The organism is Nocardia asteroides (assembly GCF_900637185.1).
GTDB classification, from domain to species: domain Bacteria; phylum Actinomycetota; class Actinomycetes; order Mycobacteriales; family Mycobacteriaceae; genus Nocardia; species Nocardia asteroides.
Genome location: NZ_LR134352.1, coordinates 4,939,415 through 4,960,410 on the forward strand (window position 1 = coordinate 4,939,415; position 20,996 = coordinate 4,960,410).

At 61.0% G+C, this 20,996-nt stretch carries 19 protein-coding genes and 1 pseudogene; 7 read left to right on the forward strand and 13 right to left on the reverse strand.

Translation table 11 applies throughout. The features are described from left to right. Nucleotides 1-339 precede the first annotated feature (339 nt). The 4 genes and pseudogenes from EL493_RS23050 (at nucleotide 340) to EL493_RS23065 (ending at nucleotide 6,033) form a co-directional block, all read left to right on the forward strand. Nucleotides 340-1,356: a hypothetical protein gene (locus EL493_RS23050; RefSeq protein WP_019047707.1), complete on the forward strand. Its 1,017-nt coding sequence runs from the start codon at nucleotides 340-342 to the stop codon at nucleotides 1,354-1,356. Between the two features lie 834 nt (nucleotides 1,357-2,190). After that, on the forward strand, nucleotides 2,191-3,486 hold the full coding sequence (locus EL493_RS23055) for a site-specific integrase (protein ID WP_232017248.1): 1,296 nt from the start codon (nucleotides 2,191-2,193) through the stop codon (nucleotides 3,484-3,486). A gap of 381 nt (nucleotides 3,487-3,867) precedes the next feature. Next, nucleotides 3,868-4,786 (forward strand): annotated as a pseudogene (locus tag EL493_RS23060) (IS5 family transposase). A 518-nt stretch (nucleotides 4,787-5,304) separates the two neighbouring features. Further along, the gene (locus tag EL493_RS23065; protein ID WP_126405856.1) at nucleotides 5,305-6,033 is read left to right on the forward strand and encodes a hypothetical protein; all 729 of its coding nucleotides are present in this window, start codon (nucleotides 5,305-5,307) and stop codon (nucleotides 6,031-6,033) included. A 261-nt stretch (nucleotides 6,034-6,294) separates the two neighbouring features. Here the strand turns inward: EL493_RS23065 and EL493_RS23070 are convergent, their stop codons facing one another. After that, on the reverse strand, nucleotides 6,295-6,762 hold the full coding sequence (locus EL493_RS23070; protein ID WP_019050185.1) for a hypothetical protein: 468 nt from the start codon (nucleotides 6,760-6,762) through the stop codon (nucleotides 6,295-6,297). A 277-nt stretch (nucleotides 6,763-7,039) separates the two neighbouring features. Next, the gene (locus EL493_RS23075) at nucleotides 7,040-7,633 is read right to left on the reverse strand and encodes an ImmA/IrrE family metallo-endopeptidase (protein WP_022565892.1); all 594 of its coding nucleotides are present in this window, start codon (nucleotides 7,631-7,633) and stop codon (nucleotides 7,040-7,042) included. 132 nt (nucleotides 7,634-7,765) lie between these two features. Between EL493_RS23075 and EL493_RS23080 the strand changes: the two genes are divergently transcribed. The 3 genes from EL493_RS23080 to EL493_RS23090 all read left to right on the forward strand — a co-directional run bounded on the left by EL493_RS23080 (nucleotide 7,766) and on the right by EL493_RS23090 (nucleotide 9,142). Beyond that, entirely contained in the window at nucleotides 7,766-7,888 is a 123-nt protein-coding gene (locus tag EL493_RS23080; RefSeq protein WP_081723034.1) for a hypothetical protein, read from the forward strand. A gap of 302 nt (nucleotides 7,889-8,190) precedes the next feature. After that, nucleotides 8,191-8,664: a Rossmann-fold NAD(P)-binding domain-containing protein gene (locus EL493_RS33910; protein WP_022565893.1), complete on the forward strand. Its 474-nt coding sequence runs from the start codon at nucleotides 8,191-8,193 to the stop codon at nucleotides 8,662-8,664. 274 nt (nucleotides 8,665-8,938) lie between these two features. Continuing rightward, nucleotides 8,939-9,142 carry a Rossmann-fold NAD(P)-binding domain-containing protein gene (locus EL493_RS23090; protein ID WP_022565894.1) on the forward strand — a complete coding sequence of 68 codons (204 nt, stop codon included), beginning with the start codon at nucleotides 8,939-8,941 and terminating at the stop codon, nucleotides 9,140-9,142. 54 nt (nucleotides 9,143-9,196) lie between these two features. Here EL493_RS23090 and EL493_RS23095 read toward each other — a convergent pair whose 3' ends face one another. From EL493_RS23095 to EL493_RS33915, 11 genes are all read right to left on the reverse strand, one after another. Beyond that, entirely contained in the window at nucleotides 9,197-9,994 is a 798-nt protein-coding gene (locus EL493_RS23095; RefSeq protein ID WP_067488063.1) for an alpha/beta fold hydrolase, read from the reverse strand. Nucleotides 9,995-10,133: 139 nt separating this feature from the next. Continuing rightward, the gene (locus tag EL493_RS23100; protein WP_022565896.1) at nucleotides 10,134-10,766 is read right to left on the reverse strand and encodes a hypothetical protein; all 633 of its coding nucleotides are present in this window, start codon (nucleotides 10,764-10,766) and stop codon (nucleotides 10,134-10,136) included. 30 nt (nucleotides 10,767-10,796) lie between these two features. Continuing rightward, nucleotides 10,797-11,753 (reverse strand): MlaD family protein, encoded by a 957-nt coding sequence (locus tag EL493_RS23105; protein ID WP_022565897.1) that lies wholly within the window; start codon nucleotides 11,751-11,753, stop codon nucleotides 10,797-10,799. After that, entirely contained in the window at nucleotides 11,750-12,628 is an 879-nt protein-coding gene (locus EL493_RS23110; RefSeq protein WP_022565898.1) for an MlaD family protein, read from the reverse strand. The genes EL493_RS23105 and EL493_RS23110 overlap by 4 nt, the downstream gene beginning before the upstream one ends. Nucleotides 12,629-12,837: 209 nt before the next feature. Beyond that, complete coding sequence (locus EL493_RS23115) at nucleotides 12,838-13,941, reverse strand: MlaD family protein (RefSeq protein ID WP_022565899.1); 1,104 nt, start codon at nucleotides 13,939-13,941, stop codon at nucleotides 12,838-12,840. Nucleotides 13,942-13,943: 2 nt separating this feature from the next. Then, entirely contained in the window at nucleotides 13,944-14,864 is a 921-nt protein-coding gene (locus EL493_RS23120) for an MlaD family protein (protein ID WP_019050177.1), read from the reverse strand. A 107-nt stretch (nucleotides 14,865-14,971) separates the two neighbouring features. Beyond that, nucleotides 14,972-15,931 carry an MCE family protein gene (locus EL493_RS23125; protein ID WP_198041217.1) on the reverse strand — a complete coding sequence of 320 codons (960 nt, stop codon included), beginning with the start codon at nucleotides 15,929-15,931 and terminating at the stop codon, nucleotides 14,972-14,974. A gap of 53 nt (nucleotides 15,932-15,984) precedes the next feature. Next, the gene (locus tag EL493_RS23130; RefSeq protein WP_022565902.1) at nucleotides 15,985-16,977 is read right to left on the reverse strand and encodes an MlaD family protein; all 993 of its coding nucleotides are present in this window, start codon (nucleotides 16,975-16,977) and stop codon (nucleotides 15,985-15,987) included. Nucleotides 16,978-17,043: 66 nt separating this feature from the next. Next, nucleotides 17,044-17,910 (reverse strand): ABC transporter permease, encoded by an 867-nt coding sequence (locus tag EL493_RS23135; RefSeq protein ID WP_022565903.1) that lies wholly within the window; start codon nucleotides 17,908-17,910, stop codon nucleotides 17,044-17,046. Further along, nucleotides 17,911-18,645, reverse strand: a complete 735-nt coding sequence (locus EL493_RS23140) for an ABC transporter permease (protein ID WP_019050175.1) — start codon at nucleotides 18,643-18,645, stop codon at nucleotides 17,911-17,913. 1,013 nt (nucleotides 18,646-19,658) lie between these two features. Continuing rightward, nucleotides 19,659-20,594 carry an IS3 family transposase gene (locus EL493_RS33915; RefSeq protein ID WP_081723032.1) on the reverse strand — a complete coding sequence of 312 codons (936 nt, stop codon included), beginning with the start codon at nucleotides 20,592-20,594 and terminating at the stop codon, nucleotides 19,659-19,661. Nucleotides 20,595-20,996 lie beyond the last annotated feature (402 nt).

Below are 20,996 nucleotides of genomic sequence, written 5' to 3' on the forward strand. Positions count from 1 at the left end.
ACGTGTTCGGCCGCGACGACGACGTCAGCTTGAGCAACGAGTCGCGGTGGATCCATACCGCAGCGTGTCCAGGTGCATCAGCAGCTGCTGGGCGTGCTCGACTACAAACAGCGGAGGCTCGCGCAATACCGGTTCGCTCATGCGGCCAGGGTGTAATGCGGGTGTTCGAAGTGCTCAAGCGGCCCGAACCCTAATGACCACGTGTCGGCCTGACGCACACAGAGGTACAGCCAAGGCTCCACCTACGTCTCGGCGCGCAATCGACTCTGCGTGTGCCCCAGTGCGGCGGCCACAGATTGGCTGCGGAACGACTCCGGCTCGAGGTTCGTTGGTGTCGGCATGACTAAACTTGAGCGGCCGCAGAACACCGTGCGGTTCGTGGTCGTCGCGCCGGACGGTCGCCGATCGGCGGAGTGGCGGGTGTGGACCGGCAGCGGCAAAAAGGTCACCGACGAGCTGTATATGACGCCTCGAGCGCGCGCCGGAGAGTTCAAGTTCAGCCTCCACAGCAGCAACTACGCTCAGCTCGGCCACATCGAGAAGGCCCGTGCCGCGATGAGGCCGGGCGACCAGTACGCCACGGACCGGTGGGAGATCCCTCAGGTTCCGATCGTGGGCAATTGGCGTGCGGCCCTATGTCTTTGGTTCCCAGAGTCCGAACTGCGGCAAACACCCGACGGCTCGCTGTCATCCTCGGTCGTCAAGATTCCCGCAGCTCCACCGGGGCAGGCTACTGCGGTGATTGCCGCGTTCGGCACCGCTACAGATTCGCTGGACGGTCTCACGGTGGCAGGCGTGCTCGATCAGGCGTCGGGCGGCAAGATCGCACTCATCCATCTCCCGATCAACATTCCCCCGCTGCTGGTCCCCGCGCTACACGCGCGCGAGGCGAGTCGGATCCCACTCCAGATTCCGGGTTTCGCTCCGACCGAGCCATTCGCTTGGGAACTCGTACCAGGCAAGGACGGCGGGCGCCTCGTGGTCGAGTTCGCCCCACCGGAGCGCGGGGCCGCCTTGCCTCCACTCCCACCTTTAATCGGCACAGTGTTGCCCTGGACCGAAGTTCCTGTCAGCTTCCTAGATCTGCTCCCTGAGCCCTACCGGGAGTTCAGTCTGGCCTGTGCGATCCTCGTCTACGGACCCAACGGCACTAGTCGGCTCTACGTCGACCAGCACGCACGCTGCGACCACACCAGTCTCGGAGCCGAGTGTCAACAACTGTGCGACGATGTCGACCGCGGCCACGTCGACCAGATCTGGCAGCCGCTGCCCACCGGCGAGCTCCACCGGATCATCTCCACCCGCAGGGTCCTCGAGGAAGCCGGCATCGACCCGGACAATCCCGTGCTCATGTAGGGGCCGGAGTCCGAGTTCGTTCGGGCCGATGTCGCCGAACGGGTTCTCGAACACTCAATCCTGCGAGTCCGAGGTCGGCTGTCGGTCGCCGCCACGGTGTTCGGTGAACGATCGTTTCCGAAGAGATCAGGAACCAGCCCAGACCAATCCCGCTACTGGCGCCGCGGGAACCGACGTTGTCGGGGGGGTGAAGACCCGACGAGGGACCGAACCGCCGAGGATTCACGCACGGCAAGTGTCTGAGGTTTCTGCACAGTCGGCTACTGCTGCGCGGGCAGGGGAGTTTACGCATCGAGTCGTCGACGATGGTCGACCTGCTCCGGGCAGCTTGGCTGTTGCAGACGCCGTCGGCGTCCTGTTCGCCACGGTTGCGGGCAACCGTGCCGTCGTGGCTGTCGGGATAACGATCCGCGACCTCGATGCGGCACATGTCGGCATCCATCCGGTCGCGGACATGGTTATCTCTTGTCGTCGAACAACTCCGGCAGCTAATGGCCTGACCGGCATCGTCACATGTTTCCAAAGCCACATCCACATCAGTCACGTTGAACGCCTCGGCCCGCCATGTCTTCCCGGGGAGGCCGACCACGCGCACCGGCGCGGCTACCAGCGTCGAATGCCCCCATCGATGGCTACATTCGCGTATCGACTCTTCGCGAATCAACGCCGCACCGGAGCGCCGAGCACCGCCAGCCTCGTCGCGAAATCCACAGATTTGGAGAGGAATTCACGTGCCACACCCCACCGTAAACAGCCGACCCCACCCCCAACCACGCCAGCGCACCGATGACACGCGGGAGACCACCTCGGCCCCTTGGTGTCCCGGGCAAACCGATGCTCACCGAACTCGCTCCCGGGTACTGGAAAGCGCGTGTCCGGGTCCGTGACTCCTCCGGAAAACGACGCGACCTCATCCGTGTCTCCCCTACCAAACTCGACTCCCGCAACCGCCCGATCCCCGACCGCACCGGCCAACGAGCACTCGACGCCGTCATGGCCGCTGCTGCCGTCATCACCGTCGGCCTCAGCGGCGAACTGTCCACATCCATGACCGTGCGCGACCTGTGGGTCCGGTACCGGGCAAGCCTCATCGCACAAGACCGCACCGAATCCACCATCGCCCGCTACGACGAAGTCGCCAAAATGTTCAACACCGCCTTCGGTGACCGGCGCCTGTTCGAAGTCACCACTTCCGCGGTCGAAACCTTCCTCACCGACGTCGGAAAAGCCAGGGGGCCTTCGAACATGCGCACCGGGCGCATCGTGCTCTCGGGCATGTTCCGCTACGCAGTCCGCACCAGCCCCCTCGAGATCAACCCCGTCCGCGAAGTCCAGATGCCGAAAAACATCGAAGCCAAGGGCCGCACCGGCGGCGCCGGCGACCTCACCACCGACGAACTGCGCTACATCCTCTCCGCCGTCCGGACCTCCCAGATCCTGTGCCCGCGACAACTCGCCAAAGCCGAACGAGAACGCGGCACACCCGTCAAGGCATACACCCCACCCACCGTCGCCGCCTACTGCGAAAGCGCCGACCTCGCCGACATAATCACCCTCTACGCCGCCACCGGCCTGCGCCGCTCCCAGATGCTCGCACTGTTGTGGACCGACATCGACCTCGACGCAGCGACCCTGCGTCCCACCGGAAAACTCGTCCGCGTCGCGGGCAAAGGACTGGTCCGTGTGACCAGGAAAGATGACCCGAAGAACCGGACCGGCACCATCGCACTGCCCGAGTTCGCGGTGGAAATGCTCAAACGCCGCAAAGCCGCGGTGGCGAACCGGCGACCGGCTTCTCCTCCGGACCCCGGAATCGAGGTCCTGGATCTGGTGTTCCCCTCGGCCGTGGGGACATTGCGTGACCCGCAAAACGTCGGACACGGCTGGCAGCGTGTCCGTGAAGCCCTGGGGTTCGCCGAGGACATCACCCCACACAGTTTCCGCCACGCCGTGGCCACCATCCTCGACGACGCCGGCCTGTCGGCCCGTGTCACTGCCGATGTCCTCGGCCACGTCGACCCCGCGATGACCCAACGCCACTACATGGCACGCGGACGCCCACACAAGGCCGCCGCCGATGTACTCAACCACGCGATCACCGGACAACTACCGAACGACACTGCCCGATAGTTGCCAGTACATCAGCAGCAGGAACCCGAGAAGATCGCCCGAACTCGAACCCATAGAAGCCCGCCAACAGAATTAGTGGGGAGTTAATGGTGACAAAAACAAACGCAGGTCAGCCTAAAAACATAGGCTGACCTGCGCATACGTGGAGCTAAGGGAATCGAACCCCTGACCTTCTCCGAGCGCGCAGCACAGGCAACTATGGCCAACGCTGGATAACTGTCGACTACCAGAACAGCACCCCCACCTGGGCAAACACGCTTCGCCACGACAACGATCGGAAACGCTGGACAACTCTCCACAACGGCGTCTCCAGCCGAATTAGGTCATGTCTCCCAATCGTGTTCCCCGGTTTTCGCCTGGTAGGTGATCGGGTCGGGCATCATGTTCGATGTGGCGGCGGCTGTCGGTGATCGGCATCAGGTTCTGACGGATAACCAGTGGGAACTGCTCGAGCTGCTGCTACCGAAGTCGGATGGTCGGGTTGGTCGCAACTTCTCCAACTATCGCCTGGTCGTGGAGGGGATGCTGTACCGGTTGCGGACCGGGTTGCCGTGGCGAGACCTGCCCGAGGTGTTCGGTCCGTGGCAGACGGTATGGAAGCGTCACCGCCGTTATGCCGAGGACGGGACCTGGGATCGGGTGCTGGTCGCGTTGACCGCGTTGGCAGATGCGACCGGGAATCTCGACTGGGTGGTCTCGGTCGACTCGACGATCGTGCGGGTGCATCAGCACGGTGCCAATACCCGCCGAGGTGTCGGCGCGGTGCCCGGCCCGGACGGTGAGTTATGAGCCGGCTGATCACGGGATAGGCCGGTCTCGCGGTGGGTTGACTACCAAAGCCCATCTGGCCACCGACGGCAAGGGTCGTGGTCTGGCGGTGTTGATCACCGCAGGCCAAGCCGGAGATTCGCCGATGATGCCAGCAGTTCTCGATGCGATCGGGGTACCGCGGCTGGCCGGTGGCTCGCCGCGCCGCAACCCCGATCGGGTGCTCGCTGACAAGGCGTATTCCTCGGCGGCGAATCGAGAGCTGTTGCGAGGCAGGCGGATCACTGCGGTTATCCCGCAACGGTCTGATCAGGTCGCCAACCGGAAACGCCGCGGACGCGCAGGCGGACGCCCGCCCCAGTTCGATTTCGATGCCTACAAGGGCCGCAACGTGGTCGAGCGGGCGTTCAACAAGGCCAAACACTGGCGTGGGGTCGCGACCCGCTACGACAAGCTGGCCTGCACCTACCGGGCCGGGATCGTCATGGCCTTGACAGTCGAATGGCTCAAGCTACTGGGAGACATGACCTAGTGGTGAGATAGTGGGATCACCATCCCCCCAGCCGGTCCCGCAGACGACCCAGTAGCGTGAGGTGATGCTGCGTGGAACCCACGTCGGCGAATGGATCGCCTACCGCCAGCAACACTGAGGTCGCGTGGGACCTGGCAACGCTCACCGAGGACGAACGGAACGCTCGTTTCCTGATGGCCACCGTCGGCAGCGCTGGGCGTATGGTCCAGCGACCAGGTGTGCAAGGGGCCAGATGCGCTAAAGTCCTCGTCACATGTCGGGGTTCTCGGCGAATATTCTCGGCATGACATCGGCAACGACCGCCGTCTCGGGTGGTGAGGACTTCGACTACGCAGGCGAGCGCAATCCTGCCAAACTTCCCACAGCAGTGACCCGAGCGGGCCTTGCCTGCGGTGCCGACGGTTAGCAACTTCATTGTGGGGGAGTCGATTCGGATATCCACGGTGTCCTCGGTCTTCGCGGGCCAAGCCAGATCGACCGCGCCTATCGAGGTCGTACCGTCAGAGGACTCGCGGGCTGTGTTCGACGAACTGGTCTCGCAGGGCGCTATCCACAACAATCTGTCCATTGGCGGCGACCCCGAAGGCAGCTTCGACTTCTACCTGCCAACCGAAGGACGCGTCCAGGCTCGCATCGCCCGTGATACGTACCGCCACGAGCTCGCGCTGCGCCGCGTTCTCGAACGGCTTGCGAACCCTGGTTCAGATGTTGCCGACGACTTCAGCGGGCCGTTGTCTGCCGGCGAGATCCGCGAAGCAACACACTATCTGGTTGAGATTGGTCTTTGTAAGGGCTCCGAACGAGCAGACGGAGAGTTCTACCACGTGGAAATCACTCCCAACGGTCGGGCCGCCGCGCGCCATCCGTACCTGATCGATGGGGGTTCTGCACCCATCGCGCCGGTCACCAACATCTCGGCCGACAACTACGGGGCGATGACCGTCGGCAACCAGGCTGTCGGCGGGCAGGGGCACACCATGAACGCCACCATTACACAGGGGGCGTCTCTCGACGACGTCCTGACGGCGATCAGCCAGCTGCGCAATGACATCGAATACGCCCCCGGCATCGATGACGTCGACCGCGCGGAACTTCTCGAAGATGTCGACACGTTGACCGAGAAGGGGATCAAGCGCGGGCTCAACTGGTTGAAGGCAGCACTGGTCCCGTTCGGTGTGCAGGTTGCCGACGTGGCAGGCCAGGAACTTGCGGACAGGGTGCTGGCCATCGGGTCCCAGATCATCTAGCGAGCTCAGTGCTCTTCCCGAGCCTGTCAAGGACAGTCCTGAATACGCCGAAGGCTCCCTTGGAGGGCGCCTTCGGTTGCTCTTCGCGAGCGAAGCATCAGTCCCTACGCGGGACATCGTGCCCGGTACGGTCCGATCCGTCGCGTTCTTGCGACGACGACACCCAGGGCGCGGCGTACAACCAGTCAGGCGTAGACGTTCTTCCCGCAGGGGTCGGGGCCCACGCGATTTGACGCTCTCGCCCGGGCCTGCCCCGTGGGACTACTGCTGGCTAACGGCCGCAGCCGCTTTCTTGGCGCGACTGGCGAGGGCGCGGCGCTCGGTGGCAATCGCGTCGAGCTCAGCGGAATCGACCCCTCCCTCAGCCCACCGAGTAGCGAATTGTTCGAGCCGGTCAGCCGAGTTACGCAAAGCGGTGCGCGCTTGCTCAAGCGGCACGTTGTCGACGTGATTCAAAGTCGCTTCGAGTACGTAGCGGGAGGCGAGCAGCTTATGCTCGTTGCCTGCGGTCGGCCCGAACTCCACGGCGTCGAGCCAGGCGGGCTTCTGCTGCCACGGAGCGAGATCCAGCATGGAGAGGCAGGTGCCATACTGGAAGGCAACGAGCTGGCTCGTGCCTTGGTTCGGAGAGTTGGGGTTGATCCTTGCCGCTTCGCTCTCGTAGTTGTCGAGCATGTCGCGAAGTGCAGAGAAGTTGTTGGCCCAGGTATTCAGGTCGGCAGAAGTCACGTTGTACCTCCTAGTCGGTGAGCTTGCACAACGATAGCCATGGCCACCGACAGATCAGCGCCAGCTGAAGGCTCGACGAGGACGGCGCTGGCCAGACTCGGCGCGCCGACGTCGAGAACCGGAGCGACAGCCATGTCTCGCACGATTGGTTCACCCGTTCCACTTCGACTGCTTCTGTACGCCGCCGCTGTGGGCGCGTGCGCACGCTGACACCCAGGATCGAGACCGTGCGCACGCCCCGTTCAGCCGCGCACACAGTGCAGCTGGCCGTGCGCATCTACACCCGCCCCGTGCGCACGCCGAGAAATCGGAGAGATTCCGCTGTGCGCACGGCCCTCAGCACGAAGGTTCTCACGGTGTACCCAGCAGATACGTAATCTCGCACGACAGTGAGGCGCGGGCGAGGCGATCCATCCGCGACCGTCCGCGACCCGTTTCCCTCGTGCTGGGTCATCGTCAGTCCGAACAGGTACTCGGTCACCCCTTGGGGAGTGAGACCGAACTCCTTGGCAATGTCGCGCACCGTCATCCCTTGCCCACGCAGCCCGGCGAGCACTCTATCCAGCACCTGTGACGATTCATGTACAAGCGCCGAGCCTGGCTCCGCGGAGCGGAATCCACGCTTGCTCAACTCCACCAACGCTGCGCGATATGTCCAGTCAGTCATCAAACCCAGCGCATGCAGCCGGTTCGCCAGCGCTGTCGCGGAGACGTTCCATCGAGCCTTCGCACGGATGATCTGCGCCACGCTCGGGTTTCGCAGACCCACCGCCAGAACATCATTGCGAGGCATGAGCAGCGCGCTGGCGAACTGATTCGCCGCAGCTTCCGCCTCGCGCCCGTGCGCACAGCATGAGTGCAGTGAATACATAGGTGCCCGAGCTCGTGAGGTGCATCGAACCGTAGCCGCTCGGCGGTGGTGTCGAGAAAACGAACGGAGCATTGCGACGGTAGAAGCTGAAGGCATCGACGTCTCAGCGCCGCAGTCGGCCTCGCGGTGATCATGACGCTGGCAATGGTGGCCCACGCGCGCTGGAAGGAGCCCGCCGCGATCGTGTTCAACCTGGCCCTGCTGGCAGCCGCGGTGTTCGTCACTTGGGGACGTTTCGGCCCCTACGCCTCCTGACCACCCCGATTCCCGAAGGAGGACTCGTATGAATGTCACCGTTTTCGGGCCACCGGTTCGCTGATGGTGGACCGGCTGCTCGCGGCCGGGCACACCGTGACCGCTTACGCCCACAACCCGCCAAGATCCCCTCTCGCTGGGGTGAGCAAGTGAAAGTCGTGGTCGGCGAGGTTTCCAATGCGGCGCGATCGAGGACGCAGTATGTTGTGCCGATGCAGTGATCAGCGCGTTGGGCCCGAGCATGGACCGCAAAGCCAACCGGGACCCCGCTGATCGAGGGCACCAGCCACATCCTGGCGGCGATGAAGCGTCACGGTGTGGGCCGCTTCGTCGGCCACGCCACTCCTGCGGTACTGGACCCGCAGGGGTCCCCGACCTTGATCACCCGGTTGATCGAGTTCATGCCGCGCACGTTCATGCCCCGCGCCTACGAGGAGATCACCGGCATGTCGAACCAGATCATGTCCTCGGGGCTGGATTGGACGATCGTGCGGTTCATCGCCCCCAAGGACTGTGCACCGAAGGGCCATATCCGGTCAGGTTCTTCGGCACCGACAAGCTCGGCTTCGCGATCACCCGCGCCGGCATCGCCGCCTTCACCGCCGATCAGATCGGCGAGAGCCGCTACCTGCATCGCGCAGGCGCCATCAGCAACTGACCACCGTCGAAACCTGAACGGAGACCTGTGTCCATCGTCATCACCGTTACCTCCGGTCACCTCGGCCGAGCAGCCGTCGAAGCCGTCCTCGACCGCAGCACCGACCCCGCCGAGGTGATCGCCGGTGCCCGCGACCTGGCCAAGATCATTGACCACGCCGCCCGAGGGGTGCACACCGCGGTCATCGACTACGATGACCCCACCACCATTACGCCGGTGAATATGTTCGTGCTGGTCTCGGGCACCGACCTGGCCAACCGCGACCGCCAGCACACCGAGGAGATCGCTGCCGTCGCGAAAGCCGGTGCCGCGCGGATCATCTACACCAGCGGCCTCAACGCCGACGACACCGCGCTGTCGACCGCGGCCATGCACCTGCCCACCGAAGACGCGTGCGTGCCAGCGGGGTGTCGTACACGATCCTGCGCAACGGCCGGTACAGCGAGAACTACGGCCGCGACATCCCCACCGTTCGCGAGACCGGTGTGCCGCTGTCGAGCACCGGCGACGGTGTGGTCGCCTCGGCGTCGCGCCGGGATCTGACCGAAGCCATCGCCGTTGTGGTCACCACCGAGGGGCATGAGGACAAGACCTAAGAGCTGTCCGGCGACACCGCCTGGGCCTACGACGAACTCGAGCCTCCGATGCCGCTATGCAACGTCGCTGTCCGAGTACGCCATTGGCATTGTCAATCCCAGTAGGTGGGCCGCAATCTCACCGCGGCGTTCATAGGGTAGAAAGTGCCCGGAGTTCGGGAAGATGACCAGGCCGCTCTTTGGTACGCGACGGTGTATCGCACGAGCGTGATAAACGGGAGTCAACAGATCGCGCGAACCTGCGAATACGACGACACGACAGTCGAATCGATCCAGTGCCGAGTACCGATCATGGGACAGGATCGAACGAGCCAGCTGTGCGACGCTGCGAGGATTGCTGCTCGCCAGCTGCCCTACCGCTCGGTTCAGGTCGTGGCGGAATGGGCGGTACCCGAACAAGACGGCACGTGTCAGCTGTCGCACGATGAGCAGCGGCCGGGAAGGGATCACGAGAAGCGGTGCCACAGTCAACGCCAGCGATACCAACCATGACCAGAACCCGCGGCGCATCAGTCGTCCGAGGATATCTCCGGCTCCAGTCGCCACGAACGCGACACCGACGACTCGCGCTTCGAGCACCATGCTGTCGCGTTCGGCCAGCGCCATCAATGTCATTCCGCCCATGGAATGACCGCCGAGCACGATCGGGCCGACGGGTGCATATGCGGAGATGACTGCAGCGAGATCGTCGGCGAGAAGCTCCAGGCTCGCTGGAGCAGATTGCGACTGCCCGTGTCCTCGATGGTCATAGGCGAGTACACGCACGGTGGGATCCGCCGTGACGACGAGTTGTGCGACGTCTTCCCAACTCCCATGAGAAAGCGCCAGCCCGTGTGCCAGGATGATTGTCACTCTCGGGCTCGTCGATCCCCACTCGGCGATATGCAAAGCAGGCCCAGAGTCCCGCTCAAGCATGTATTTTCGGGGAGCCACAAAGATCGTAGATCTCGAGGTCATAATTTCAGTTCCCTACTACTGACAGTGTCGCTGGCTACTTGACCGGAAGGGCCATGTCAACACCGCCGACATCCGTGATCTTCCAATCCGTGTTCTTGTCTAGCGTCACCGTGTAGGTGACAGTTGTTTGCGCGCCCTCCGGGGTCTGCGCACTGGTCGATGTCACACTCAAGAAGACGTTCACAACATAAACACCAGCGTCTTCTGATTTCACTCTCGCGGCGATTGGGGTCGCGTTCGAAGTCCACTTAAGTGGAAGTACAATGTCTTTGAGCTGCGGAGCAGTGAGGTCGAACTTGTTCGCTAGGGCGGGGGAAGTATTCGATTTCAGATTACGTACCCATCCATCGAAGTTCTGATAATCAATATTGGACGCGCCAACAGCGTACTCGGAGGCTACTTCTTCAGCCCTCTTTTCCGCGGACGCAATGGAGTCAGCTTCTCGCAGCTCATTCCTCGTAGAGAGCCACAACAGAAAGCTAACAGACATCCCAACGACAAGTGTTACCACTATCGCTCCGACAATGATCGAGCGCAAGTCCACCGACAGCGTTCTTCCCGGACCAAACCGGTTCCTGTTCGCTACGACCGACTCTGCCGGCGTACCCAACTTACTAGATACGGTCTCCGCTCTGCCGTCGATGTTGTCAGCGGTTTCTACGGGCATGAATATCTCCTCGGGTAGCGTGTTTCGGTCCTATTTGATGCCGATACGCACATTCAATGCACTGTCTCCAGTCGCACTGAGAGCACGTGCTATCAAATCGCTTATGTCTATCTGTGGCATGGACATCGCCGCGCTGTCCGCCAGCGGTTGCACGGCTGGTGCCAATTCTTGCAAGTCGGGTCCAATGCGGCTGAGATATTCCGTGACCTCGCCGAGGAAAGGCACGACGCCGTTGCCTTGCAAGTAGTCGTCCGGCATGGTGCCGATACGGGCCAGCCGGGCGATGGAATCGGCGATGAGAGCACCCCACATTCCTGCCTCGTCCCACAAGGGACCAGCGGCTGCCATCCCGGGCCCGGCCCAAGCCATGTCCGCGCCCATCGTCTGTAGATCGACGAGGATGCTGCGGATGGCGGGCGACCTACTCAGAATCGTCTCCGACAACAGTGTCGTCGAGGCTGCCAGCCTCGGCATAACGGTGTCTGTTCCCGTCAGCGCTTGATCCAACGTCTTGACGATGTTGCTGATCGCCTGCGGATTCAGTTGTTCAAGCAGACCCGTAACAGTCTGCGCCACGTCTGGAATCGAACGGGGCAGTATTACTTGCACCGCGTCGAGGCGCTGGCCATCGGTTAGGTAGGGACCGGCGCCGTTCTTCGGCACGAACTCGATATAAGGCTCACCGAGACCTGATAGGTCTTCGACTGTCGCGGTCCCTGTTGCCGGAATTCGGTATCTCGACTCGAGGGCTAGTTGCATTTCGACACCGCGTTCAGCCTTCTCTATCGACGCGATCTCTCCCACCCTCACACCACGTAGGAGTATCGGTGAACCCACTAGCAGACTTCCCGCCTGGGGAACACGCAACGTCACGTTGATCGAGTCACTGAAGACATCTATTCGCAATACACCGAATGTGAGATAACCGACGCCCAGAATCAAAACCGACATGATAGCAACGAGGGATAGTCCCGAACTCAGTTTCATCGCACTGCTCCGATCATCCGCAATGCCGATAGAATTCCAGCGATCCGGTCGGCTTCGGATCCGGGAGAGCCTTCGGCAGTCTCAAGGCCGGCAACATTAACCTTCGGTCCGTGCTCCACGAATGGAATGACCTTTTCGCGCAAAAGCGCAATGATCTTGTTCAAGTTCGACGGGGCTGAGAGGTCCAACGGACGGGACGTGAAAAGGAGTGGTATAAAAGCACGGGCAGCCGCGTCGCCTGACTGCGCCAGCGGACCGATCCATCGGAGGGAATCTGTCAGTAGCGTGAATCCATCATACAGTGTGATCAAACCGATCATCGACGTCATCGACGCAGCCGCCTGATCCACTCCAGAATCTGTCAGCAGATACTCCAATTCGGGTGTTCGGCTCAGGACAGCATCGGTACTGGCCCGCAGTCCACCCAGTAAGCCGTCGATAGCATCCAGGTGCTGTGCCAAGTCTTCGATATCGGCACCCAGCACTTCCGAGATCGAGGCAGTCTCCCGTGTATCCGCCGGAAGCACCGAGTTCACGCGGTTGATGATCTCCTGAGCCTGCTGTATTCCACCCCCTTGGACAAAGGTCGCCAAGACGTTCATGGTGTCCTCAACCTGAAGCAACGGCTTAGTTTGTCCTCGATCGATTGTGGAGCCCGGCGCGATGAGGCCACCTCCGCCGGCCTCCGGGGTGATCAACGCTATGGAGACGTCACCCAGAATGGTCGGCTGGCGGAGCTCAGCCGTAGTTCCAACAGGCAACCGGACCGATTCGATTATTTCCACGTCGACCACGACATACCCGTCGTTATCTTTCCCGGCATCGATCACCGCAACGTCGCGGACAATTCCGGCACGCAGACCGTCGACCGTCACTCGTGCTTGTGACGGCAGGTTTAGCGTATTGGCGAACTCGATTCGGATACTATAGCGGGCCCCCGATATCCCAGTCCCAGGGACAGGAATCGAAGCTGGATCGAATCCGCAGCCGGGGACAAGGCATACAAGTGCCACAGCGGCCGCGGTCACGAATTGCGTCCGGCGGGTCCGGGAAGAAATGGCCACCGCGTCTACTCGCAGATTCATCATCGCGCACCCGCCATTCCGAGCACCAAGGGAATCAGAGAAACATTCGTCAAACCGTCCTCAGCAGTATCGCAACGGCCCTGTGCGACCAGGCCGATCGCGGCACATATTCGGTCAGCATCAGCTTGGGGCATGGCCACCCTAGGGGTTGCATACGTCAGAACGGGTCGACCGCTGTGCGCGTCGGTTACGTCCCCGAAGGCTTGCAGCAGCGGGGGCGCCATGTCGACAATGTCCCTCATTGTACCGATATTCGCGCTGGCGAGGCGCGCGAGGGGAACTGTCGCATCGAGACCTTGGAGGATTTGGTCACCAAACATAGTGGTGATTTCGTTCAGCCATGGCACGATAATTCGCAATGAGTCGATGATCGAGACTGTTCGCGCGAAGATTCCGTGGTCGATCACCGCCAGCCCCGGCGCCAGACGGGTGATCATGGATTCGATATCTCCCCATCCACGCGCGACACTATTCATCAAGCTGTGCAGCGAATCTATGAGGGCTCCGAGGTGTCCGGCGGCAGCGTTGGACGAGCCGAGCGCCCGGTCGAGTGTACGGATTATTTCATTCATTTTCGGACCTGTGCCGGACAACGAGCTGTCGAGTGCGGCGATTTCCTCGGATAGCTGCCCGCGCTGTGCCGGATCACTCCCATTGTCGATTTCTGCTGCGAGGGCACCCAACGCATCGAGTGTCTGTGTCATGCTTTTCGGAGTCAAAGTACGGGAAATGCACTTTCGGGGATCCCATTCAGCATCGGATTCACTGTTGTCGAGAATAGCCAAGGAGCGATCAGCAACGATGGTGTCTGAAAGGGTAGTGGCCGATACCTCACCACGCGGCGTATGGTTGGCGTCCACCTCGAAATCAACCTGCACCGCTTCGCCACGAGGTTCGATGTGCGTCACCGTGCCAACTCTGACGCCACGAATGGTGACGTGGTTTCCGGTGTACAGTCCAATTGCGTCCGGCATGGTTGCGCAGTAGTGCCGCATCGTCTTCGGAGGATTGAGTACCGCGAAATACCCAGCAACCAATATCGTGCATATAGCCCCGACGCCGAGGAGGGATATGAGGCCGCGGGAGGCCAGAATCCTATTCATCCTTAGCAGTCCTTTCCAGGGACGGGAATACAAAACGACTGCGCAACGACAACCGATGCAGACTGGTCAATAACGATGCCATCTTCTGAGGAAGCGACGGGCTGCAGTCTCGACATCAAGTCCCGAGTGCTTGTGATGATCTGCCCCATACCTTCGCCTAGACGGTTCAGTTCGGGTATGACCTCGGCCAGACTTCGGGCGATGGAATCCAGCCTTGACCGGTACACCGGCTCGAGTGCTGCGATCCGAGACAGAAGCTGTTCCATCAACCGGACTGCCTCGAAAATCTCAGCCTTTTTGCCGAGCCCCACCGTCTCCATAAGGTTGACACTTGCGATCAGTTCCCCGAGGATCGCCTTCGAGTTATTGATTGCACTGATGTACTCGTCGGCCATCGCAAGCGTTTCCGACACGTCCCGACTCTGACGGTCGAGAATTTCGACGAGCGATGTGAACGCATCGACTGCTCGCTGGATCCCTGCCGGCCCGGAAACGATCGCGCGGTTCATGTTAGTCAAGTTCTGCCGTAAGGTATCGCCCTCAATATCCGCGATCGGCTGTGCTGCGTCCTGAAAGGTCCGACCGAGGCTGTACGGGAGATGCACCCTGTCAGAAGGTATCGGGGCGCGAAGCGATGAAGTCCCTGCTGATGTCAAGGCGAGATAGTGCCCACCGATCAGAGTCAACATTCGGACGTCGAGACTTGTCTGATCGCCTATGAAAATATCATCGTCAATCGTAAAGCTCACGCGGACGTCCTTTCGACGCAGCTCAATCGATTTCACGGCGCCGACCGGAACACCGGCGATACGGACGTCATCGCCGACCTTTATGGACCCGAGTTCCGACATCTCGGCCCAGTACGTCGACTTGCCGAATGGCACCACGTACACCAAAACGCTCGCTAGCAACGCGACACCCATCAGGAATGCTCCGAGGGCGCCCCATCGCAATTCCCGCGAGTCACGTGATGAGGCAGCCGTTGGCGCCCAGCCAGCGAATCTCCCGATAATGCTGACTAGTTTGGCTATCATCCTTTGCATATCGATATCCTTTGTCCCGTGATCATCACCTGGAAAGGATCCGGGCTGTCGACGTTCCCGTTCGAACAGTTTCGGTTCACGACAGGACTATCGGACGGGATCCAACTATTCAGGGTCTGGAGCATCGCTGGCAGTTTTCGGAGTACTTCGACTGCCTGTTGAGGATCTGGAAATATCGTCCGCAGCAGTGTATCGGCGTCCGGATTGCTACCAGGAGTCAACCCAATCGCGTCGAGGAGGCTGTTCAGCGGCGCGATCACGTCTGGAGCCATAAGAGCGAATTCGACGATTCCATCCACCTTGCTACGTAGCGTGGAGACAACCACCGACAGCTCCGAAACAAGCTGCACCAGATGTGAGGATCGACCGCCGAGATGGTCAGATATCTTTTTCAGATTAGCCACCAACGCGGTAATCACTGCCTGTCGGTCCATCGTATAGCTGGACAAGGTCTGGATAGAGTCGAGAACCGAACCGATACCCGAGCCGTCTCCTTCTATAGCGGCGATCATATTAGTAGCGAACTTATTTACTGCTGCTGGTGACAACTCGCTCAGAACCGGTTCCAGCCCGTTGAATAGAGCTGTGATGTCGAATGACGGGATGGTTCTGGAAGCCCCGATCCTACTGCCTGCCGCCAACTCCGCAGTGACTGGCGATGATTGTTGAACGTCGACGTAACGCTGGCCCACCAGACTCTGATATCGTATAGCTAGGACGGTGTTCTCGTATAAATGCCGATCGCGTTCGACCATGAACGTGACGATTGCGCGACCATCCTCAAGTGAGATCGAAAGCACTTTACCTATGCGGACACCGTTCATCCGAACATCGTCTCCGGACTTGAGACCGTTCGCATCGACGAACTCCGATGAGAACTGCTTAGTCCCTCCTGAGACCGGGCGTTGTACAGTCTGCGCGATTGCTGCGAGCAGCACTGCGATCACGACTACAGAAACCGCGAGCTTCGCGACTACCACCAATAGGCTGCCATGCCTGTTCATCGACCACCCCCGAAATACGGTGTCGGAACCAACGTTTCCGGCGATGACGCCGCAATCGCGGGAACTAGATCGAGAATCAGTTTGATACTCAGTACCGGGCCACTAGGCGTCGACGTGAACGACCGATCCAGCCGCGACAGTATCTCGGAGAGCTGCATGCTCGAAACACCAGGCGTCGAAACCATTCGACTGCCACTTGCAAGAATCGGCGTGAGCATTGCCGCGTATTCTGACAGATGCGCCTGCGCCGTGAATAGCGTTCCCGCGAGGGCGGGGAAGAAGCGTTGGCCTACAACACTGACTGTGGCGTCGAATAGTTCGCGTTGGTTATTCAGAATCTCGATGGTGGTGAGTCGATATATCAGGCCTACCGTGCCGTCGATCATCGATGCGCTGCCGACAAGCATCGAGCCGTACTGTTCCAGCAATGCCGAGACCGGCACAGAGCGTGTCTCAGCGACGTTCCGACCGGATACCACAATCGCCTCCATCAGTGGCGTGAATTGGCGGGCCGCTGTAGCAACCCGCACCAGCACGTCGGTGAGTTCCGGGGTAAGGAGGCTTCCCGTGGTCTCCGCGACTGTCCGAATCAGTACACCCATGGTCGCATCTCGCTGCCTGTCAGATCGAGGACCCGTCAGGTCGATAACAACGCCGTCTCGCAGGGGTGTGCCCCCAACGCCCGGTTTCAGCGCAACCTCGCTGATACCGAAGAGATTAGACGGCGAGTAGTCTACGAGAAGGCTGTCGGTGAGCCCGCTCGAGTTTGTTCGATCAAGCATCAAAGTCACCTGTTTCGCCCCATCACCTGAGCCGATGGCAGTGACGGCACCGATGCCGACACCGTCGAACTGCACCGGCGTTCCCACGCCGACGCCGTCTCCGATTTTCTCGGTGCGCAACACCACGAGCATTCGGTTGTCGCCGCGGGCCGCATTGCCAACTGTCCAAGCGGCCGCTACTGACAGTGCCGTCAGCACGGCGACCATACCGACAATAATCGACGATCGCTTTGTTGCCGATACTCCCGGCATTTCATATCGAGACATCGGCGCTCACCCTGTGAATTCGATCGCGGAGTTGACACCCCACAGGAGGATGGTCAATACCATGTCTAGACCGATGATCGCCACAAAACTTGCCCGGACGGCACGGCCGGACGCAATTCCGACGCCTTCCGGCCCGCCTGTCGCGAAGAACCCTTGATAACTGTGAATCAAGATGACAGCCGTCCCGAATACCAGAACTTTGATCACAGCAGCAGTGATATCCCACCCGCTGATGAATTGATAGAAGTAGTGATCGTAGACACCTGCGGCCTGGCCGTGCAGCTGGACGATCACAGTCCGGCACGCCGCGTAGCTGAGGATTAGCGCGATAAGAAAAGTCGGAACGATCGCCACCGCGCCGGCAACAATCCTGGTCGTTACAACGAAAGGAATCGATCGCAATCCAAGCGATTCGATGGCGTCGATCTCCTCTGAGATCCGCATCGATCCGATTTGGGCGGTTATACGACACCCAGCTTGTGCGGCGAATCCGACTCCTGCCGCGATCGGCGCTAGCTCTCGGGTGTTGGCGAAGGCTGAGACAATGCCTGACACCGGCCCCATACTGATGAGGTCTAGAGTCGCGAATGACTCGACGCCGACCGAGCCGCCGATGACCAGTCCCAGCACCACCAGCATCGGGACCGTTCCACCGCCCACGATGATCGAGCCTTGCCCCCACGTCATATCCGTGATCGCGCGCATTGTCTCCGCTCGATATCGTTTGAGCGTGAACGGTATCGCCGACAATGCCTGCCAGATGAAATTGAGGACGAAACCTAGAGGCTCCACCGGAACGACACGGTGCCCGAGTGACGCCGCAGTTCGCCGGGCCTTCACTAGCCGCGGGGGAGTGTACTTCATCTCCGACATCTATGCCAGCCTTGTTGGAAGGAACATTGAGACCAACTGAGTGACCAATAGATTCACGACAGCGACAGAGACGACGGAGAGAACAACTGCCGCGTTCACGCCATCCGCTACTCCACGTGGACCACCTTTGGCCTCAAGACCCCGCTGGCACGCGATCATCACGACGATGAAGCCGAACAGCACAGACTTGACAATCGACACGCCGATATCCGCCATTACGGTGAAGGATCCGAAGGTTCCCCAATAGCTGCCGGGCGTCACCCCCTGAGGACCGACCGCGACTGCATATCCCGCCACGACCCCTACGAAGATGATCAAGACATTGAGCATCGGTGCAACGAGAATCATCGCCACCATCCGGGGAATCACGAGGCGATGCATAGGACTTATGCCCATCGTTCGCATGGCGTCGATCTCTTCACGGATGTTGCGGGCGCCCAAGTCGGCCGCGATCGCGGCCGCGCCAGCCGCGCCCAGCAACAATCCTGTCGCCATGGGGGCGCCCTGTTTTATTACCCCCAAACCGCCGGCTGCACCGAGAAGCGAATCTGCGCCGATCTGATGGATCAGGTTCCCGACCTGAACCGAGACGATAACCCCGAATGGCACGGCCATTAGAATTGCCGGAATTGCGGTAACCGTAATCAAGTACCAGGATTGATACAGCGCCTCACGCCATTGAAACTTCAATCCGGCAATGTCACTCGCGGCACCCATCGCGGCTGAATACGCCATCCGCGTAGTCCGACCAAACGTTCGGAGGCCAGAGACCACTGTTCCGGATAAATTCTCACGAATTACTCGGGCCGACGCCGACAACTCGCTACGCGCAGGCACCACGGCAGATTCCCATCTCGTCTCTCGCATCGTTGTCCGAGATGGCGGCGGGCGCAAAGAACGCATCGGTTCGGCCGATCTTGCACCCGACGCACTCGGCTGGTGTTGGCCGGAAAGCTGTGCCTTGCTGAGTTGCGGCCAAGTGCGCCATCACGACCACGCCACCTCCATGTGTGCTACGGCAAGTACTAGATACTCAAGGTACGAGTATGCGTCCTGGGTCACACCCTGTCAATAGACCATCAGACTCCAACGGATGCGTAACAGCAATCGATCCGCTAACTTGCGATCCGATCCGACGATCGCCGCTTGGCGATGGATTTCGAGTCGCTCGCGACCTCCACCGGATGCAAGCTCGCCGACACGCCAGACCCATCAGCGCGGTCTCGCCGACCGCGATATGCCCCTTCATCGCCGCATGACCGTCTCGAAGCCTTCCCGTAACTCCATTTTCGAGCAGTCTCCATGCATACACAGCAGAATCTGCCGGGAGAACGGTCCGGGGAAGACCTGGCCCATCATCACTCGCGCAAGGTGACCGAGATGGCATGAGCAAAACTACAGTTAACTTCATGCGGGCGCGAGTGCTTCCGCCAGCCATGATGGAATCTGTCTCGGCCGGTCTTCTAGGTCTGGTCTTACCCTGGTTTCACGGAGCCGTGGACCTCATGCCACGATGGTTGCGTTCTCGTACTCCATCGAGGTCAGCATTCCGATGCCGCTATGCCGCCGCTGCCGGTTGCGGAAGAGCTCGAGGTATCGAACATCGCGTCTTGCTCCGCATATACACCCGTGGCGTCGGACGCGGCGTCGAGCCTCCAGCCCGATGAACCCACCGATAGCCGACGTCAGGCGAAACTCCCGCGGCAGCGGCCCGGTTCCTGGCTCCTCGATCCAGAAACTCTGAAGCGCTATCTCGTCCTCGGACACCTCGGCGCCGAACGGACCGCCGAAGTCGTCCGCGACAGCCTCATCGCCGCCGTCACCGAACTACCCGCGACCCCCCACCGCACCGCGACTTGGGACCAGGATGCCGAGACAGCCGAGCACCGATCCCTTTCCCATGGCCACCGACATTCGCGTCTTCTTCGCCGATCCCGGCGCACTGTGGCAGCGCGGCAGCAACGAAAGACACCAATGGTACTCTGCGGCAGAACCGAGGTCGCCGAGGAACTCACCGGCCGTCCACAGAAAAATTCTCGACTGCGACACACCAGCCCAACGTTTGGCTGCTTTGATGGACGCTTCATAGTCCGGCCGTTGCGACGACTCCTGGATCCAAGATGTTTCATGATCGAGCGCACCTGTCCAGAGCCAACCTCGATACCCATGCCGATAGTGAGCTCGGCGTGCATGCGGTGCACGCCGTAGCGGCCACGGGAGGCCAGATGGATAGCCCGGATCGTTTCGGCGAGCATCTCGTGGCGCAGTCGGCGTTGGCTGGGTGATCGGTTGCGGTGATGGCGGTAGCCGCGCTCGGACACGCCGAGCACACGGCTGGTGGTGCGGATGCTGATTCCTTGCCCGGTCAAGGTCGAGACAGCCGGGGACCGCCTTTTGAGCCGAGCGTGGGTCGTCGAAAACCTTCGCGGCCAACCCCGAGTCGCTCGCAGCTCCTCCTCGAGTTGCTTGATCCTGTTCAGCGCATCCCTCAGTTGCGCCGATTCGTCCATGGATGTCCCGGGGGCCTCACCGCGGGCCTGGTGTTCCACCGCTACAGCGTGGCTCGGTGACTCCAGATCACGGGCGACATCGGCGACCCTGCGTCCTTTATCGACGACCAGAGCGACAGCGCTTTCACGGAATTGTGGGGAGTACATCATCGGCATGAGCGGAGATCCGTCCATCGAACGGTTGGAAACTCACAACTCAGCGGACAGAATTCCTAGACAGCCCAAGGCGGTCCTCAACCCGTGACGGTTTGCCGACGGCCCGGCGTCATTCTGTGACACGGTTGAGATTGGTCTCCAAACTGCCCGAACTGGCTCAAAGGGGCAAGGCTGGTGCCAGCACAAGCAGGACGAACGGAGAGCACATGCAATGCTGCCCAGGCCGCGCACTATCGCCAGTTGGCCATCGCTAGCGACCTCAAGTCCGCGCCTCTCCCGCTATCTCTGGCCGGCGTCATATGCGGCTGATGGGCCTCTCACCCTTCAGCCGCCTGGCCTTTGCAAGTCGCGATGTGCCTTCTTGCAATCAGAGAACAGCCCGTCAGCAGGCGTTCCCTTGGCAATGGTGTCGTGCAAGGC

Coding starts and splice junctions, on each gene's coding strand:
- EL493_RS33910 (WP_022565893.1), top strand. CDS start 8,191: ATGAAGCGTCACGGTGTGGGCCGCTTCGTCGGCCACGCCACTCCTGCG.
- EL493_RS23130 (WP_022565902.1), bottom strand. CDS start 16,977: ATGGTCGCCGTGCTGACGGCACTGTCAGTAGCGGCCGCTTGGACAGTT.
- EL493_RS23140 (WP_019050175.1), bottom strand. CDS start 18,645: ATGGCGTATTCAGCCGCGATGGGTGCCGCGAGTGACATTGCCGGATTG.
- EL493_RS23100 (WP_022565896.1), bottom strand. CDS start 10,766: ATGCCCGTAGAAACCGCTGACAACATCGACGGCAGAGCGGAGACCGTA.
- EL493_RS23105 (WP_022565897.1), bottom strand. CDS start 11,753: ATGAAACTGAGTTCGGGACTATCCCTCGTTGCTATCATGTCGGTTTTG.
- EL493_RS23055 (WP_232017248.1), top strand. CDS start 2,191: ATGCTCACCGAACTCGCTCCCGGGTACTGGAAAGCGCGTGTCCGGGTC.
- EL493_RS23120 (WP_019050177.1), bottom strand. CDS start 14,864: ATGGGTGTCGCGTTGCTAGCGAGCGTTTTGGTGTACGTGGTGCCATTC.
- EL493_RS23115 (WP_022565899.1), bottom strand. CDS start 13,941: ATGAATAGGATTCTGGCCTCCCGCGGCCTCATATCCCTCCTCGGCGTC.
- EL493_RS33915 (WP_081723032.1), bottom strand. CDS start 20,594: ATGGACGGATCTCCGCTCATGCCGATGATGTACTCCCCACAATTCCGT.
- EL493_RS23135 (WP_022565903.1), bottom strand. CDS start 17,910: ATGTCGGAGATGAAGTACACTCCCCCGCGGCTAGTGAAGGCCCGGCGA.
- EL493_RS23080 (WP_081723034.1), top strand. CDS start 7,766: ATGACGCTGGCAATGGTGGCCCACGCGCGCTGGAAGGAGCCCGCCGCG.
- EL493_RS23050 (WP_019047707.1), top strand. CDS start 340: ATGACTAAACTTGAGCGGCCGCAGAACACCGTGCGGTTCGTGGTCGTC.
- EL493_RS23075 (WP_022565892.1), bottom strand. CDS start 7,633: ATGTATTCACTGCACTCATGCTGTGCGCACGGGCGCGAGGCGGAAGCT.